Below are 15,734 nucleotides of genomic sequence, written 5' to 3'. Positions count from 1 at the left end.
GCGCCCCTTCGTCGAGATTTCCCCACAACGCCCCTTCCGCTTTCACAGTGAACAGCGATAACGTGCGCTCAAACAATCGTTCGGGAGAGCATCATGAAGGCGGCGGTATTTCGCGAGGTCGGCAAACCCTTGCAGATCGAGGATGTGTCCATCAGCAAGCCCGGCCCGCATGAGGTGCTGATCCGCACCAAGGCCGCCGGCGTTTGCCACTCCGACCTGCACTTCGTCGAAGGCAAATACCCCCACCCCGCCCCCGCCGTTCTGGGTCACGAGAGCGCCGGCATCGTCGAGGCGGTCGGCAGCGAAGTGCGCACGGTGAAGCCGGGCGATCACGTCATCACCTGCCTGTCGGCCTTCTGCGGCCACTGCAATCATTGCGTCACCGGCCACCTGTCGCGCTGCATCAGCGGCGACGTGCGCCGCGAAAAGGGCGACTCGCCGCGCCTGTTCCGTGAGGACGCGGCCGCCCCGGCCATGAACCAGTTCCTCAACCTCAGCTCGTTCGCCGAGCAGATGCTGATCCACGAACACGCCTGCGTCGCCATCCGCAAGGACATGCCCTTCGACGTCGCCGCCCTGATCGGCTGCAGCGTCACCACCGGCGTCGGCGCGGTGATCCACACCTCCAACGTCCGCCCGGGCGAGACGGTGGCCGTCATCGGCTGCGGCGGCGTCGGCCTGGCGGCGGTCAACGGCGCGGCCATCGCCGGCGCCGGCCGCATTATCGCCATCGACATGCACGGCTCCAAGCTGAACCTGGCCAAGGAATTCGGCGCCACCGACGTCGTCGACGCCAGCCAAGGCAACCCCGTCGCCCAGGTTCTGGAAATGACCGGCGGCGGCGTTGATCACAGCTTCGAGGCCATCGGCCTGAAGGCGACCACCGAACAGGCCTTCAAGATGCTGGCCCGCGGCGGCACCGCCAACGTCATCGGCATGATCCCCGTCGGCGTGAACATCGAACTGCACGGCGCCGACTTCCTGGCCGAAAAGCGCATCCAGGGCAGCCTGATGGGCTCCAACCGCTTTCCGGTCGACATGCCCCGCTTCGTCGACTTCTACATGACCGGCAAGCTGAAGCTCGACCAGATGATCAGCCGCCGCATCAAGCTGGACCAGGTCAACGACGCCTTCGAGGAACTCAAGCGCGGCGAACTGGCCCGCTCGGTCATCGTCTTCGACTGATCCGCGTAGCGCGCGCCGGCGGGACAGGCTTCTGCCGGCGCAACGCCACGCCTTGGTTAACACACTGATATTTCACGGTTTTATGGCAACCGTTGCTGCCTGACCTCGTTTGGGGACCCTGTACCGCGTCAGGAGTTCCCCCATGTCCCGCAGAGACCGCCAGATCGCCGCGATCGAACGTCGTTGGAAAGCGCGGTTTGGCGAGCCGCCCAGCCTGCGCACCGATCCCGAACTGATGCTGCGAATTCTGGAAGATGACGAGCGCAAGTGTCGCGCCGCCATGACACCTCACACCTGTCATCCTTCGGTCGCGTAGCGATCCGGAGGACCCACCGTCAGGGCGGAACCAGCTGGCCTTCCTGCGTCGTCCCCGCCGCCCGCGCAACCCCATTGACGCCAGCAGCCAGGCTTGCGGGTGGGTCCTCCGGATCAGGCTTCGCCTGACCGAAGGATGACAGGTCTTAATTGAGCCAGACCGCCGCTTCGCCCTCGTCGCTCCAAGCGCCGGTGTCGACCAGCCGCTTGAGCAGGTCGCGTTCGGTCTTCAACCGCATTAGCGTCGAGCTGTCATTGTCTCGCGCGAGGTCCTGCTTAGCGCCCTCGACGGCTCGTTCGAGCGTTCCCAGCTTGACCACTAACTCGTAAGCCCGCGTCCACAGGGATCGGGCGGAGTTGGCATCAACCCCTGCGGCAAGGAAGGGTGTATTCGCGATTTTCGCCGCCTTCTGAAGATCTTGGATTGTGTGCTCAGAAAGGCCCCGTGAGCTCAAGTGCCGCCGCAGCGAAACCGCATCAATGTGGTCGTGTTCGAAGCGAAACTGGACCATCTGATCAGCCAGTGCTGCCAGCCGCGTGTCGCAGAATCCTTGCGCGCTTAGAACTTCTACTTTGTCGTCCAGAACATGGGGATCTTGTAGCACGGCATACGCCAATGCTGCCGTAAGCGGCTTAGGCAGAATGCGGTTCAAAGTGGCCAGGTCTTTAGTTTGACTGTCTGGTCCGATCGGGCCGACGATGCCGCCTTGTTGCGGCCTTCCCCTCCAGGGGCCCCTCTCTCTCCAAGGACCTCTTTCAACAGAACCCTTTTGGAACGCCGACACTTTGACGCCCCTCATCTCGTCAAAGCGGCCCAAGAGGTCTTCGCGATACGCTTGGCTTAGGTCTGGGTCTGCAATGGTCGCTGCCAGTTTCCGCAATCTGACCTTCAACCCGGCAATACGCTCGGGCGTATCCAGCGGCTCCAGGTCCCGCTCGCGGTGGAACAGCTGCTCCACAAACGGCGTCGTATCGGTCAGCTGCGCCTTCAGCGCCGCCGGCCCCTGCTCGCGCAGCACGTCGTCGGGGTCCTTGCCGCCGACCACGATGGCGAACCGGAAGCTCTTGCCCGGCTTGATCAGCGGCAGGGCCCGGTCCATGGCGCTGTTGGCCGCCCGCCGCCCGGCCGCGTCGCCGTCGAAGCTCAGGGTCGGCTCGGGGTGCAGCCGCCACAGCACCTCCATCTGGTCCTCGGTCAGCGCCGTGCCCAGCGGCGCCACCGCGGCGATGTTGGCCCGCTGGCAGGCGATGGCGTCCATATAGCCCTCGACCACCACCAGCGGCGCATCGGCCCCGCCGGCATGCATCAGCTTGCGCGCCTCGGGCAGACCGTACAGCAGCCGGCCCTTGTGGAAGAGGCTGGTCTCCGGGCCGTTCAGGTACTTGGCCCGGGCATTGGGATCGAGCGCCCGGCCGCCGAACGACACCACCCGCCCGCGCGCGTCGGCGATGGGGAAGATGATCCGGTTGCGGAACCGGTCGTAAGGCGCCCCGCCCTCTTCCGGCGCGATCAGCAGGCCGGCGTCGACCAGTTCGCCGGGCTTGGCGCCCTTGGCGATCAGATAGTCCTTCAGGGCCGTGCGGCTCTCCGGCGCGTACCCCAATCCGAACCGTTTCCACTCCGTGTCCGGCAGGCCCCGGCGCTCCAGATAGGCCCGCGCCTCCCGCCCCGGCGGCCGGCGCAGCTCGCCCTCGAACCAGGCGGCGGCCAGGTCCATCCAGTCGCTCAAGCCCTGGCGCTTCTTCTCCTGCTCGGCCGCCTGCGGATCCGGGGCCGGCAGCGGCACCCCGGCCTCGGAGGCCAGCCGCTCGACCGCCTCCATGAAGCTCAGCCGCTCGGTCTCCTGGAAGAAGCTGATCAGGTCGCCGTGCTTGCCGCTCGAGAAGTCGTGGTAAAAACCCTTGTCGTCGTTGACGAAGAAGCTGGGCGACCGCTCCTTGGTGAACGGCGAGAGGCCGACGAATTCCCGGCCCTGGCGCTTCAGCTTCACGGTCTTGCCGATCACATCCGACAGCCGGACGCGCGACTTGATCTCCTCCAGAAAACGATCGTCGAAACGCATGGGTCCAATAGCGCTCCATGCGGAGCCAATTCAACCGTGGAGCCATCCCGGCTGGCGTGCATTGCACATCCGTGATCATGTTAACCTTCGGGCGTCCCGTCCGGGGGCAAGGGAGTTCGGCGCATGGTGTGGTGGTGGTGGATTCTGCCGGCGGCCTCGGCGCTGCTGGGCTCGATCGTGCTGTTGCGCGGCCTCGGCGGCTTCTTCGGCGGACGGCTTGTCGGCGGTTTTCTCGGGACGGCCATCGGCGGCGCCCTGCTGGCGGCCGGCGCCGTCGTCGCCCTGGCCGGCCTCGACGTGCAGACCTACCAGCGCCTGACCTACGAGCGCCCCGTCGCCACCATCGAGACCCGCCAGCTCGGCCCTCAGCTGTTCGAGGCCACCCTGACCACCCCGGCCACCGCTACGGAGCCGGGCGGCTCGGTCAAGCGCTACCAGGTGCATGGCGACCAGTGGCGCATCGAGGCCCGGCTGCTGAAATGGAAGCCCTGGGCCAACGTGCTGGGCCTCGACACCCAGTACCGGCTCGACCGCCTGTCCGGCCGCTACGAAAGCACCGCCGACGAGCTCACCGCCCCGCGCAGCGTCTATGACCTCGGCCCCGAGCCCGGCAACATCGACATGTGGACCATGGCCCGCAAGTCCAAGCGCTACGCCCCGATGGTCGACAGCTTCTACGGCGGCGGCGCCTTCATGCCGATGGCCAACGGGGCCCGCTACGAGGTCTGGCTGACCCAGACCGGCCTCGTCGCCCGGCCGATGAACCCGGCGGCGCTTGAGGCCGGCGGCGAAGGCTGGCATTAACCCCCCGTCCTGGGGGGAGTTCCGATGCGATTGTTGTCCGCCGCCGCGCTGGCGTTCAGCCTGGTTGTCGGCGCCGCGAGCGCCTCGGCCGCCGACGTCGCCCAGCCGACGACCGGCCCCGCCTACTACCACCGCGCCGGCGCCGACCTGACGCTCCACGACAAGGCCCTCGACTATTGCCTGGCGGAGGCGGCGACCACCGTGCAGGGCAAGCGGGGCCCGACCCTGGCCTCCGGCGTGATGTTCGGCGCGCTCGGCGTGCTGGTCGAGGCCGCGGTCAACGAAAGCCGCGACGGCGAGGTGCAGAATCGCGGCTTCGCGGCCAACGTCGAGAACTGCATGGTCGCGACCGGCTGGTCGGTCATGGTCCTCTCCCAGGCCGAGGCGGCGGCGTTCGACGCCCTGCCGCCGGACGGCCAGCGCCAGCGGCTGGCGGCCATGGTCGGCGCCGCCGCGCCCGAGGGGATGCTGTCACGCCGGTTCGGCAACGAGATCGTCAACGCCAGGGCCCGCTGGATCGTCGAGCCGGAGGCTTACGGCGTGCTGCCGCTCCCCCTGCGCGTTCGCGGCTACGCCGACTGGCCGGCCGTGAAGGCGGCGGCCAGGCCGCCGGAGTATCCGTCCTTGCGGACCCCGAAGTTTCCGACGCCGGCCGGCATCCCCCTGATCGCCAAGGATCAATGGGACAAGGTGCCCGAGGGCGCCACCGTGCTGGTCATCAAGGTCAAGCGCTTCGTCGGACTCAGGAGCGAACCGATCCTGATCTTCTCCCGCGAGGGCCCTGACCCGCGCTACCCGGCCTGGTTCGACGATGGCAAGCCCGACCTGCTGACCACCAGCTTCGGCATGGGCCTGAACGTCAAGAACAAGACCCAGACCGAAGGCATCGTCGTCATCCCCCTGCCGCCGGGCCGCTGGCGGCTGATGGGCGTCCGCCAGGGCCGGGTGATCACCAGCTTCTGCCTGGGCGCGCCCAGCTTCGACCTCGTCGAAGGCCAGGTGACCTATGCCGGGCAACTCGACTACGGCCGCACCCCGCAGTTCACCGCCAACACCGACCTGAGCACCATCGACGCCGACCTGGACAACGCGCCGGGCCTGCGCGACCGGCTCAAGCCCGCCAGGTGGGTCAATGGCTCACGGTTCATGTGCGACGGCTCCTACATCTACGCCTTCGAAGTCCAGGGCGGGGCCTATCTGCCGGGTTACACCAACGGCTCGGCGGCCCCCTCCCTGCCGCCCGGGCCATCCCCACCCTGAGCCCTTGCCAGCCGCATCCGCGGCCTTTACTGCCGCCGCCATGGACGTACGCGACAGCAATGGAACCCTCCTGGCCGACGGTGACAACGTCATCCTGGTCAAGGATCTCAAGGTCAAAGGCTCGGGCGGGGTGACGCTCAAGCGCGGCACCCTGATCAAGGGCATCCGCCTGACCGACGATCCGGCCGAAATCGAATGCCGCGCCGAAAAGGTCCGCGACCTGGTGCTGCGCACCGAGTTTGTGAAAAAGGCTTAGCTCTCCCTCCCCTTCGGGGAGGGCAGACGCGCGGTTACGCGCGTCGGGTGGGGAAGTCGGTCCCTGACCTCAACGAGCAAGCCTTGAGAAGACGAACCGGCCGGCGGCAGTGACCCACTGCCCCACCCGGCGCGCAACGCGCGCCTGCCCTCCCCATTCGGGGAGGGAGGTCAATCAGCGCTCGCCATCGTCGCCCGCACCTGCGCCAGGCTGACATCCCGCAACAGCTGTCCATCCCGGAACACCGGAACCAGCAGGTTCTCCCCGCCCTCCAGCGGCGCGAACCGCTCGCCATCGACGGCCACCGTCTTCCACCCGGCCTCGTCCCGCGCCAGGCCCAACAGCCCCTTCTTCGACCGCTTGCCCGTATCCGTCACCGGATCCTTGAACACATCCCGCCACGCCCCGCCGACCTGCGCCGCCGAGGTCTTGTAGGCGAACTTCTGGGTATCGCGGTTGAGCTGCTGCAACAGCGCCCCGCCCATGCCGAAGGCGATGTTGCTGGCGCTGAACCCATCCGCCGTGATCCGCTCGAGGATCGCCGCGATGCTGACCGGGTTGACCCCGTCACCCTGGATCACCCGCACGGTGTTCAAGACCTTGAACCCCTTCGAATTCACCGTCGTCCCGAACCGCTCGGCCAGGAGCTGAAGCGTCTTGGCCACCACCGTCACCGGATCGCCGCTGTCCGGCCGCACCACCAGGGTGGCGCCGCTGTCGATCACCTGCTGCTTCAGGGCCTCGCCCCACAGATGCGCGATGGCCGCATAGAGGTCATAGCTGTCTGACACCACGGCGTAGATGCCGCCTGGCTTGCCGAACGAGGCGACCATGTTGGCGTAGGCGTCGGCCTCATGCTCGCGGCCCCAGCTGGTGATGGTGCTGTGCTCGGCGGCCGGGATCGAGAAGCCGGCCATCGGCTCGTGGTACCAGCGACGGGCCCCGACAATCGCCGACAGGGTGTCGCTGCCCTGGAAGCTGACCAGATGCGCCAGCCCACCGATCGCCGCCGACTGCTCGCTCGACACCCCCCGCGCCCCGAAGTCGTGCAGCTTGAACGGCAGCTCGCCCATCGGATCGTCGGCCGTGCGCTCCAGCGCCGCCTTGATGATCTGGCGCACATGATAGCTGATCGTCGCAACGGTGATCGGATACCAGACCCGCAACAGGGCGGTTTCGGCATAGCTGGTGACCCAGGGCAGCGTCGGGGCGGTGTTGACCACCGTCATCAGCGGCTGATGCACCGGCACGACCGAGCCCTCGGCCACGGCCCGCACCTCGAGCGGCAGAAAGCCGCCGTGACCATCGACGATCCGCTCCCAGCCGGCCCGGTTGAACGGCATGCCGTGAGCGCCGAGCAACTCCTCCGCCTCGTCGATATCCGCCCGCGTGATCGGCGTCTGGAACTCGGCTTTCAGGATCGCCTGCAGCCCGAAGAAGACGGTGCTCGGATAGTCGCCGCCGCGGCTCTCGACATAGGAAAACACCCGCTCGGTCCCGGGCGGATACTGCAGGAAGTGGCTGGTCTTGTAGCTGTCGGTATTGAGGATGGGATTGATCATGACGGGAAGCTCCTTCGCGTCGGTGGAAGCCTCGGGGTCTGTCCCCTGGGCGGGCCAAGCGTGACAGCCGAAGGCGGCCGTCACGCGACAAACCAGGACTTCCTCAGCTGGCGCCGAGGAAGCGTTCGAGGATGAAGTAGTGGTCCTCAAAGAGGTGACCGCGCATGCCCATCACCTCGGCCACCGGCAGCCATTTGGCCCGCGCCGCATCGTCCGAGCCGCGCACGGGCGGCAACGGCCCGGTCGGGAAATCGAAATGGAAGGCGTGGGTGATGGTCCGCCCCCGCATCGAGCGGTCGGGATAGTCGAACACCGCCTGGTCCTTCAGCCCCCCGCGCAACACGGGCTCGGGCAGTTTCAGCCGCGTCTCCTCGCGCAGCTCGCGGATGGCGGCGGCCAGCAGGGTCTCGTCCTGGTTCACGAACCCGCCGGGCAGCGCCCACAGCCCCTTGCCGGGCTGCGAGCGGCGCTTGATCAGCAGCACATGGCCCGAATGCACGACCACGGCGTCGGCGGTGACGAAGGTCGGCGGATAGGGGGCGGCGGCCCAAATCTTCCTGTAGTCGACGACGTGCCGCCACTCGTCCGCCGTCTGGCTGAAGGCGGCCGTGCGGCGAAAGGCCTGCAGGGTCTCGAACACGGCCCCCGGCACATTGGCTTCCAGCAGGTTGGCCCCGCCGGCATCGTCAGCGAAGAAATGCTGCCGCAGCTCGGTCGCCGACAGCATGGCCACCTGATCGACATCGACCAGGTCCCATTGCGGGAAAGCGCGCAGGTAATAGCTCGACGCGTCCTTCTCATGCCCGATCAGGCCGACTGTCGCCGGCCCCTCATGGCCGCTCTCGGCAATGGCGGCGGCGACCTGGGCCTGCACTTCGCCGACCCAGGCGGTCTCGTTGTAGAGGTGATCGATCAGCGGCCGGATGGTCAGCCGGGCGGCGTCTTGGCCCATGGCCGCGCGGATCATCACCGCCCGCTCGCAGAAGGTCCAGGGATTGCGGGCGCTGCGCGGCGCGTCGGCCGAGCCGATCAGCACGATGGCGCGCTCGGCCAGGGCCAGGGCCCGGCGCAGGACGGCATGGTGACCAAGATGGAAGGGTTCGAACCGCCCGATGTAGGCGATGAAATCATGGCGCGGCATGAGGCTCCCTCAGCGCTGATGTGGGTGTCCGGTCTCCCCGAACGGAGGAAGGCTAGACCCGTCCCGAGGAACGAACAATGGGGCGATGCGAAAAATGTCCGGGTCCCGGCGGTTGCCTCGTCGCGGCCCCTCCCCTAACCCTTCGATCCACTGGGGGATGTCTCGAATGCGCAAACTGCTGATCGCCGCCGTCCTGGCCCTGCTGGCCGGACCCGCCATGGCGCAGGTCAATTTCCAGACCTCGGTCAAGGGCTACCACTACTTCCACAAGACCGGCGCGACGATGCAGGCGCACGACGAGGCGGTGAAGAACTGCGTGCGCCTGGTCAACGGCCTGTGGCTGGACAGCGGCGACAGCGGTGGCCTGGTCGTCAGCGTCCTGGACGGCATGCACACAAGTATGGCTGTCCCCGCCAACATCGAACACTGCATGGTCGCCTTCGGCTGGGAGGTCATGCAGATCGACGACGCCAGAGGCCAGGCGCTGGCCGCCGGCTCGCGCGAGGCCCGCCATGACGCCCTTGCCCAGTGGGTCGGCTCGCCCACGCCCGAGGGCCGGATGGCGCGCCGTTTCGTCAACGACCTCACCGATCCCGAGACGATCTGGAACGGTCGCTCCTGGGGCTCTGACAAGCCCTCGCTCAGCGTCACCAGCCAGGCGCCGTTCAACGAGAGGCCGGCCCCCTTCACTGTGCCGAAGTTTCCCAACTCGGCCTATCCGCCGCAACCGCTCAACGCCAGGCAGGTCGCCGCCCTGCCGGCCGACGCCAGCGTCATCGTCGTGCGCGCCACCCTCGCCGAGGCCAAAGGCTTCCGGACCATGGTCTTCAACAGGGCCGGACCGGACGGGTACCAGCCCGCCTGGGCCGACGGCCAGCCGGCCGCCTTCCGCTTTTCCACCCCGCCGTTGATGAGCAACCGCGACAAGACCTACGTCTTCCGCGTCCCGCCCGGCAAATGGCGCTTCGCCGGCCTCAGCAGCGCCTACGGCTTCACCAGTTTCTGCTACGGCGCACCCGCATTCGAGGTGAAGTCGGGCGAGGCGGTGTTCGCCGGAACCTTCTCCGCCGGCTACCAGGGCCAGCTCGTCCCCAACCTCGACCTCGCGCCGATGACGACCGCCCTGAAGGACGCGCCCGGCCTGCTGGCCCGTCTCAAGCCGGCAACCTGGGTCAACGGCAGCTGGGAGCGGTGCTCGGGCGCCTATGCCTACGCCTTCGAAATCCCCGGCGCCCCGTTCGAGGACGGCTACACCGGCGGCAGCCGGGCGCTGGCGACCGCTACGGCGCCCTGACGGCGTCTACAGTTGCGGGGCGCGCGCGGCGCGCCCTATCGTTCGTCTTCAGGTTTCGGGGGATGTCTCACATGCGCAGCGCGCTTCTGCTGGCGGCCGGTCTGGCCGCCCTCACACCGTCGGTTCTGGCCACGCCTGTCCTGGCCCAGGTCAACCTCACCCAGGCCAGCAAGGGCTATACCTACTTCCACAAGGCCGGCGCCGACATCGACGGCCACGAGGCCGCCGTTAAGGACTGTATCGTCCAGGCCTCCCGCGCCGCCCAGACCGATCCCCATTCGATGGGTAGCGGTGACATCCTGATCGATGTGGTGGTGACGCCGCTGCTGGTCGGCGGCATCGCCAGGGGCATCAACACCAACGCCGACGCCGCCAACATCGAGAACTGCATGGTGGTGCGCGGCTGGAGCGTCGTCGGACTGGACCCAAAGGAAGGCGGCGCCATCGCCAGACTGCCGGCCGACCAGCAACGGGCCGCCCTCGCCCCCTGGGTCGGCGCCGCCCAGCCTCACGGCACGGTGCTGCGCCGCTTCGGCAACGACCTGACCCGCGCGGCCACGAAGTTCGAAGGTCGCCCCGGTGGCCTCGACAAGCTGTCGCTCAGCATCAGCGCCGTCGATCAGCTGCCCGACCCCGGCCGCCCGCGCGTCCCGCGCCCCGCCCTCTACAAGCTGGTCCAGGCCGGCAAGGTCAGCGAGGCCGTGCCGGCCGCCGAGATCGCCAATGTCGGGCCGGGCGAGACCGTCATCGTCTTCCGCATGACCTCGGTCGGCGGCATCGAGTTCACCGGCATCCACCTGACCCTCGGCGACGGGACCGTCACCGAAGTCGGCAGCCGGATCGCTATCCATCAGCCGAACAGCACCGTCTGGGAAAAGAAGACCGAGGAGCTGCTGGTGTTCCGCGTGCCGGCCGGCCGCTGGCGGATGGAGAAGCTGCGGTCTGCCCTCGACATCCAGTCCTCGCTCAACCTCTGCCTCGGCGCGCCGGCCTTCGACGTCGCCGAGGGCGAGGCGGTGTTCGGCGGATCCATCGCCATCAAGGGCGATGGCCGCTTCGTGCCGCTCATGGACATCGAGCCCGCCCGCCAGCTGCTGACCGCCAACCCCGCCCTGGCCCAGCGGCTCAAGCCCGCCGCCTGGGTGAACGGCACAACGGCGCCCTGCGGCAACGACAGCTACCAGTACGCCCTGGAAATCCCCGGCGCGCCGACGGTCCCGGCGCCCTGACCGCCGTTGGCGGCTTGGGAAGGATTTGGCGGTTAATCTGCCGCCCATGACCGCCCTGGACGCCCCCGTCAGCAAGGCCGGCGAGCGGGCCGGCCCCTTCGCCGCCCTGGCGCTCGGGTCGCTGGCGATGATGGTCACCGGACTGCAGCCGCTGTTGCTCACCGCGCTGGCCGACGCCGGGCGGCTGCCCCACGCCCTCGTCCATCCGGCCGCCTTCGTCGACATGCTGGCCATGGCGCTCAGCGTCGGCGTCTGCGCCGTCGTCCTGAAACCCCGGCGCCTGAACCGCTGGGCCGCCGGCGCCGCCCTGCTCTGTATCGCAGCGGGCCTGGGCGCCCTCCTCGCCCGCGACGGCCAGGTGCTGGCCCTGCGCGGCGTCGGCGGCCTGGCCGGTGGGGTGCTGGTCTGGATCACCGTCGGCATGATCGCCCGCCAGCCGAGGCCCGAGCCCTGGGCGGCGGCCTTCTTCCTCATCCAGTCGGCGGGCCTGGTGTTCGCCGCCGCCTTCGCCTCATCCTTGGGACCGACCGGCGGCCTCGCCTTCGCGGCCAGCCTCTCGGGCCTCTGCCTGGCGGTCGCCCCCCTGCTCAGCCCGGCCATGGACGACCTGGCCCTGGCCGGCAAACGCTCGCCCGACCGGCGGGGCCTGCTCGGCCTCACCGCCCTGTTCCTCTATTTCGCCGCCAACGCGGCCCTGTGGTTCAAGATGCGCGACCTGGCCTCGGCCCAGGGCCTCGAGGCGATCAGCGGCCTCGTGGTCCTGACCACCCTGGTGGCCCAGATGCTGGGAGCGATGGCGGCCCTGGCGCTGGCCGATCGCCTGGGCGCGCGCCGGCTGTTCGGCCTCGTCGTCGCCTGCCTCCTCCTCGCCTGCGCCGTGCTGGCCTTCCGCCCACCCGCGCCGCTGTTCGTCGCCGCCTTCGCCCTGCTGGCCTTCGCCGCCCTGCTGCTGGGCGCCAGCCTGTTCGGCCTGCTGCACGCCGCCGATCCCAGCCGCCGGGCCGGCGCGGTCAGTCCGGTCGCCCAGTTCCTGGCCGCGGCGCTCGGCCCCCTGGCGGCTGGCGCCGTCGCCGATCTCGCCGGCCTGTCGGCGGTGCTGGGAATCGCGCCGGTGCTGGCCCTCGCCGCAATGGCCTGCGCCCACCTCAGCCTGGCGAAAGGTGACCCAGCTTCTCCGGATTGCGCATGATGTAGATGGCGGCGATCCGCCCCTCGCCGTCCGGCTCGAAGGCCATGGTCGTCACCCCGTCCTCGGCCCGCAGGATGACCCCCGGCAGGCCGTTGATCCGCGCCGGCCGCATGTCCTTGATGTCCCCCGCCCACGGCCCGCGCCAGGCCAGCCCCTTGAGCAGGGCGATGACGTCCTCGCGCCCGACCAGCGGCCGCAGAGCCGCCTTGCGCTTGCCGCCGCCGTCGCTGATCAGCACCGCGTCCCTGGCCAGCAGCCGTTCCAGCGCCGCGAAATCCTGGCTGGCCGAGGCGGTCATGAAGGCCGCCGCCAGCCGCAGGGCCTCGTCCTGCGGCACACTGTAGCGCGGCCTGGCCTCCTTCAGATGCCCCCTCGCCCGCGAGGCCAGCTGGCGGCAGGCCGCCTCGTCACGGCCCAAGGCCTTGGCCACCTGGCCATAGTCCTGGTCGAAGACGTCATGCAGCAGGAAGACCGCCCGCTCGAGCGGCGACAGCCGTTCCAGCGCCAGCAGGAAGGCGACCGAAACGTCTTCGGCCCGCTCCAGCGGATCGACCGGCTCCTCCTCGATCAGCGGCTCGGGTAGCCAGGGCCCGACATAGGTCTCGCGCCGGGCCCGCGCCGATTTCAGCCGGTCGAGGCACAGCCGCGTCGTCGTCTGCGCCAGCCAGGCCCCGGCGTCGAGCGCAGCATCCCCTGCCCGGTCCCAGCGCAGCCAGGTGTCCTGCACCACATCCTCCGCCTCGCTGACCGAACCCAGCATGCGATAGGCCAGCCGTTTGAGGCGCGGACGCTGGGCTTCGAAGGCGGCGGTGTCGCTCATGCGGCCAGGGCTTCGGGGCGATGGAAGGGTGCGGGCGTCCCGGCGACGGTGACCCGCGAGCAGGTTTTCGCATGTCCCAGCCCGAACTTCACGGTCGGATAGATCCGCCCCACGGTGATGGCCAGCGACAGGTCGACCACCGCCTTCCGGCCCCACATCGCGACGATCGCCTCCCGCGCCTCGTCGGCGGCCGGTCCGTCCTGGTCGAGCACGGCGCGGGCGAAGCGGTAGCCGAGCGCGGCCGCATCGCTCATCGCGGCGCAGTCCCCGGCCAGGATGGCCCGCAGCACGGCCGGATCGACGCCGCTCTTCTCGGCGATATCGACGCCGATCTGGGTGCAGGGCCCGCAGTCCTCGCGCAGGGTGGCCAGGATGCCGGCGGCGCTGAGGGCGTCGCGCGGGGCGGCGTCGCCATGGCCCAGGCTGGCCACGAAGCCAAAGCGCATGAACCGCCAGGACCCGGCGTCCAGCAGCTCGCGCATATAGCTGCCGTCATAGCTCCACTGTTTCTCGAAGCGGGAAATGTAACGGGAGAACCAGGCCTTGAGCATGGATCAGGCTCCTTTGGGACGGTTGAGGAAGGCGATGGTCCCGGCGATCAGCGGCGGCAGGTAGACGCCTGGAAAGTCGCGAAGGACGGTCTGCAGCGGGCCCGGCCCACGGGCGCTGTCGACCACATGGATCGCCGCATGCAGGGCCAGAAAGGCGGCGCTCAGCGTCAGCGCCGGCCACCCTTGCACCGGCCGCCAGGCGAACCAGGCCAGCCCGCCGGCCACGGTCAGATAGGCCATGCCGATGTCCCGCACGAAATGCGGGTTGAACAGCCCGGTCAGCGGCACGCCCGGCACGGCGTCGTACCAGGCCTGCGGCAGGCCGAGCATGACCAGGCCATTGGCGGCCATCAGCAGGGCGAGACTTGCGGCGATCCAGCGGGTCATGAACGGCTCCGTTTCGACAAAGACGAGCCGACCGCCCCGCCCGTGACATGGCGAGGCGCGAAAGACCCAAACTCTCCCCCCGCGAGCGGGGGGAGACTTAAAGTGCGACATCCTCCCAAGATGAATATGTCTAGACATATCGATTTTCGCCCATTTTGGGCGTTTCGCCTCACACCCGTCGGATGTGGGTCGCCCAGGGCGCAAACCGACCCACATTCGGCGACAACCGCCCCCGCCCCGACCTACGCCCCGGCCTACATCCCCCGCCCCTCGGCCAACGCCGAAGGCACATGAAATCAGCGGGATAGCCGATCCCTCAACGCTTGGCGGGCGATCATCGGTTATAATGGTAGGCCGCTTCGATAGGCCCCCGCTCGCCGGCCTGGCCTGTTGACCGCCGTTCCACCCCATGCGGAACTCGCCCCATGACCCCCGCACGCCGAATGGGCCCCGCCCTCGCCGCCCTGCTCGTCGCCGGCAACATGATCGGGTCCGGGCTTTACCTGCTGCCCGCCTCCCTGGCCGATGTCGGCAGCTCCAGCCTGCTGGCCTGGCTGATCGCGGCCGGCGGCGCCCTCGCGATCGCCGGGGTCTTCGCCATCCTCGGCCGGCTGCGCCCCGAAGCCGACGGCGTGCTCGACTACCCCCGCCTGGCCCTGCACAGGGCGACCGGGCCGGTGGCCTGGGCCGCCTACTGGGTTTCCGGGTGGGCCGGCAACGTGGCCATCGCCCTCGCGGCGCTGGGCTATCTGGCCAGCCTGTTTCCGGTGCTGGGCGGTCTGACGCTGGCTGGCCTGCTGGTCATCATGTGGCTGCTTGTGGGCCTCAACATGCTGGGCGCGCGCGGGGTCGCCGGGTTCGGCGGCGTCAGCCTGGCGCTGGGCCTGATCCCGGTGATCGCCGCCACGGTGCTGGGCCTGCTGCACTTCAACCCCGAGCTCTTCACGGCGGCCTGGAATCCCTCCGCCAGGCCCCTGACCCAGACCCTGCCGCCGACCGTGGTGCTGGTCTTCTGGGCCTTCCTTGGCTTGGAAAGCGCCAACGCCGCCGCCGCCAAGGTGCGCGACCCCGCCCGCGACCTGCCGCGCGCCGCCCTGCTCGGCGTCGGCCTCGCCGCCCTCGTCTACATCCTGGCCTGCGTCGCCGTGCAGGGGGTCATGACCCCGGCCGAGCTCAAGCTCTCCTCGGCCCCCTTCGCCGATGTCGTCACCCGGCTGGCCGGACCGATCGCCGGGGCGGTCATCGCCGGCTGCGCGGCGCTGAAGGCCATGGGCACGCTTGGCGGCTGGATCCTGGTCACCGCCGAGACCGGCCGAGCGGGCGCGGCGGCGGGCTATCTGCCGAAATTTCTCTCCGAGTCCGACCCGGAGGTGACCCCCCGCCGGGGCCTGATCCTGACCGGCCTGCTGATGACCCTGACCGCCTTCGTGACCATCTCCCCGGCCATGGGCGCCCAGTTCAACTTCATCATCGGCCTGTCGGTGGCCCTGTTCATGCTGGTCTACGGCTTGGCCGCCCTGGCCCTGATCCGTGAGGCCCGCGCCATCGCCAGCCCGGCCCGACGCCTCGCCGCCCGCGCCATCGCCGTCCTCGCCCTGGTCTTCAGCGCCTGGATCGTTGTCGTCTGGGTGGGGACCCTCTGACCTCCAAAAATACCTGTCATCCTCCGGCCGCGCAG

General features: G+C 69.1%; 15 protein-coding genes. 9 read left to right on the top strand and 6 right to left on the bottom strand.

All coding sequences use genetic code 11. The features are described 5' to 3' along the window. The first annotated feature begins 93 nt into the window (after positions 1-93). Positions 94-1,185 (top strand): Zn-dependent alcohol dehydrogenase, encoded by a 1,092-nt coding sequence (locus tag O5I81_RS05710; protein WP_271067988.1) that lies wholly within the window; start codon positions 94-96, stop codon positions 1,183-1,185. 142 nt (positions 1,186-1,327) lie between these two features. Next, positions 1,328-1,501: a hypothetical protein gene (locus tag O5I81_RS05705; RefSeq protein ID WP_271067987.1), complete on the top strand. Its 174-nt coding sequence runs from the start codon at positions 1,328-1,330 to the stop codon at positions 1,499-1,501. A gap of 145 nt (positions 1,502-1,646) precedes the next feature. On the opposite strand, the gene dnaG is transcribed toward O5I81_RS05705, so the two are convergent. Next, positions 1,647-3,563, bottom strand: coding sequence for a DNA primase (dnaG, locus tag O5I81_RS05700; protein ID WP_271067986.1), 1,917 nt, complete (start codon positions 3,561-3,563; stop codon positions 1,647-1,649). A 123-nt stretch (positions 3,564-3,686) separates the two neighbouring features. On the opposite strand from dnaG, the gene O5I81_RS05695 reads away from it, so the two are divergent. The 3 genes from O5I81_RS05695 to O5I81_RS05685 are packed head-to-tail and all read left to right on the top strand — an operon-like array spanning position 3,687 to position 5,883. After that, on the top strand, positions 3,687-4,367 hold the full coding sequence (locus tag O5I81_RS05695) for a hypothetical protein (protein ID WP_271067985.1): 681 nt from the start codon (positions 3,687-3,689) through the stop codon (positions 4,365-4,367). A 24-nt stretch (positions 4,368-4,391) separates the two neighbouring features. Then, positions 4,392-5,627: a hypothetical protein gene (locus tag O5I81_RS05690; RefSeq protein WP_271067984.1), complete on the top strand. Its 1,236-nt coding sequence runs from the start codon at positions 4,392-4,394 to the stop codon at positions 5,625-5,627. A gap of 40 nt (positions 5,628-5,667) precedes the next feature. Then, a complete protein-coding gene (locus O5I81_RS05685) occupies positions 5,668-5,883 on the top strand; it encodes an alkylphosphonate utilization protein (RefSeq protein WP_271067983.1) in 216 nt (71 codons plus the stop codon). A 170-nt stretch (positions 5,884-6,053) separates the two neighbouring features. Here O5I81_RS05685 and O5I81_RS05680 read toward each other — a convergent pair whose 3' ends face one another. Together O5I81_RS05680 and O5I81_RS05675 are read right to left on the bottom strand one after the other, a co-directional pair. Beyond that, on the bottom strand, positions 6,054-7,445 hold the full coding sequence (locus O5I81_RS05680; protein ID WP_271067982.1) for a nicotinate phosphoribosyltransferase: 1,392 nt from the start codon (positions 7,443-7,445) through the stop codon (positions 6,054-6,056). 103 nt (positions 7,446-7,548) lie between these two features. Further along, a complete protein-coding gene (locus O5I81_RS05675) occupies positions 7,549-8,586 on the bottom strand; it encodes a bifunctional nicotinamide-nucleotide adenylyltransferase/Nudix hydroxylase (protein ID WP_271067981.1) in 1,038 nt (345 codons plus the stop codon). A gap of 166 nt (positions 8,587-8,752) precedes the next feature. Here O5I81_RS05675 and O5I81_RS05670 point away from each other — a divergent pair, with 166 nt between their 5' ends. From O5I81_RS05670 to O5I81_RS05660, 3 genes are all read left to right on the top strand, one after another. Further along, complete coding sequence (locus O5I81_RS05670; protein WP_271067980.1) at positions 8,753-9,880, top strand: hypothetical protein; 1,128 nt, start codon at positions 8,753-8,755, stop codon at positions 9,878-9,880. 71 nt (positions 9,881-9,951) lie between these two features. Beyond that, on the top strand, positions 9,952-11,109 hold the full coding sequence (locus O5I81_RS05665) for a hypothetical protein (protein WP_271067979.1): 1,158 nt from the start codon (positions 9,952-9,954) through the stop codon (positions 11,107-11,109). Between the two features lie 46 nt (positions 11,110-11,155). Next, positions 11,156-12,298 carry a hypothetical protein gene (locus O5I81_RS05660; protein WP_271067978.1) on the top strand — a complete coding sequence of 381 codons (1,143 nt, stop codon included), beginning with the start codon at positions 11,156-11,158 and terminating at the stop codon, positions 12,296-12,298. Here the strand turns inward: O5I81_RS05660 and O5I81_RS05655 are convergent. From O5I81_RS05655 to O5I81_RS05645, 3 genes are read right to left on the bottom strand one after another with little or no spacing between them, the layout of a single operon-like run. After that, on the bottom strand, positions 12,255-13,118 hold the full coding sequence (locus O5I81_RS05655; RefSeq protein WP_271067977.1) for a sigma-70 family RNA polymerase sigma factor: 864 nt from the start codon (positions 13,116-13,118) through the stop codon (positions 12,255-12,257). The two genes, O5I81_RS05660 and O5I81_RS05655, sit on opposite strands and share 44 nt — an antisense overlap. After that, a complete protein-coding gene (locus O5I81_RS05650) occupies positions 13,115-13,669 on the bottom strand; it encodes a hypothetical protein (protein ID WP_271067976.1) in 555 nt (184 codons plus the stop codon). Before O5I81_RS05650 ends, O5I81_RS05655 begins: the two co-directional genes overlap by 4 nt. Before the next feature lie 3 nt (positions 13,670-13,672). Continuing rightward, on the bottom strand, positions 13,673-14,056 hold the full coding sequence (locus O5I81_RS05645; protein WP_271067975.1) for a hypothetical protein: 384 nt from the start codon (positions 14,054-14,056) through the stop codon (positions 13,673-13,675). A 425-nt stretch (positions 14,057-14,481) separates the two neighbouring features. Between O5I81_RS05645 and O5I81_RS05640 the strand changes: the two genes are divergently transcribed. Continuing rightward, positions 14,482-15,699: an amino acid permease gene (locus tag O5I81_RS05640; protein WP_271067974.1), complete on the top strand. Its 1,218-nt coding sequence runs from the start codon at positions 14,482-14,484 to the stop codon at positions 15,697-15,699. The last annotated feature ends 35 nt before the right edge of the window (positions 15,700-15,734 follow it).

Source organism: Caulobacter sp. NIBR1757, assembly GCF_027912495.1.
Lineage (GTDB): Bacteria > Pseudomonadota > Alphaproteobacteria > Caulobacterales > Caulobacteraceae > Caulobacter.
Note: the sequence above shows the minus strand (reverse complement) of the source record. Positions and strands in the feature narration are given on the sequence as shown.

What these genes read in the sequence shown, in the direction of transcription:
- O5I81_RS05710 (WP_271067988.1), top strand. Translation starts at nt 94, where the DNA reads ATGAAGGCGGCGGTATTTCGCGAGGTCGGCAAACCCTTGCAGATCGAG.
- O5I81_RS05705 (WP_271067987.1), top strand. Translation starts at nt 1,328, where the DNA reads ATGTCCCGCAGAGACCGCCAGATCGCCGCGATCGAACGTCGTTGGAAA.
- dnaG (WP_271067986.1), bottom strand. Translation starts at nt 3,563, where the DNA reads ATGCGTTTCGACGATCGTTTTCTGGAGGAGATCAAGTCGCGCGTCCGG.
- O5I81_RS05695 (WP_271067985.1), top strand. Translation starts at nt 3,687, where the DNA reads ATGGTGTGGTGGTGGTGGATTCTGCCGGCGGCCTCGGCGCTGCTGGGC.
- O5I81_RS05690 (WP_271067984.1), top strand. Translation starts at nt 4,392, where the DNA reads ATGCGATTGTTGTCCGCCGCCGCGCTGGCGTTCAGCCTGGTTGTCGGC.
- O5I81_RS05685 (WP_271067983.1), top strand. Translation starts at nt 5,668, where the DNA reads ATGGACGTACGCGACAGCAATGGAACCCTCCTGGCCGACGGTGACAAC.
- O5I81_RS05680 (WP_271067982.1), bottom strand. Translation starts at nt 7,445, where the DNA reads ATGATCAATCCCATCCTCAATACCGACAGCTACAAGACCAGCCACTTC.
- O5I81_RS05675 (WP_271067981.1), bottom strand. Translation starts at nt 8,586, where the DNA reads ATGCCGCGCCATGATTTCATCGCCTACATCGGGCGGTTCGAACCCTTC.
- O5I81_RS05670 (WP_271067980.1), top strand. Translation starts at nt 8,753, where the DNA reads ATGCGCAAACTGCTGATCGCCGCCGTCCTGGCCCTGCTGGCCGGACCC.
- O5I81_RS05665 (WP_271067979.1), top strand. Translation starts at nt 9,952, where the DNA reads ATGCGCAGCGCGCTTCTGCTGGCGGCCGGTCTGGCCGCCCTCACACCG.
- O5I81_RS05660 (WP_271067978.1), top strand. Translation starts at nt 11,156, where the DNA reads ATGACCGCCCTGGACGCCCCCGTCAGCAAGGCCGGCGAGCGGGCCGGC.
- O5I81_RS05655 (WP_271067977.1), bottom strand. Translation starts at nt 13,118, where the DNA reads ATGAGCGACACCGCCGCCTTCGAAGCCCAGCGTCCGCGCCTCAAACGG.
- O5I81_RS05650 (WP_271067976.1), bottom strand. Translation starts at nt 13,669, where the DNA reads ATGCTCAAGGCCTGGTTCTCCCGTTACATTTCCCGCTTCGAGAAACAG.
- O5I81_RS05645 (WP_271067975.1), bottom strand. Translation starts at nt 14,056, where the DNA reads ATGACCCGCTGGATCGCCGCAAGTCTCGCCCTGCTGATGGCCGCCAAT.
- O5I81_RS05640 (WP_271067974.1), top strand. Translation starts at nt 14,482, where the DNA reads ATGACCCCCGCACGCCGAATGGGCCCCGCCCTCGCCGCCCTGCTCGTC.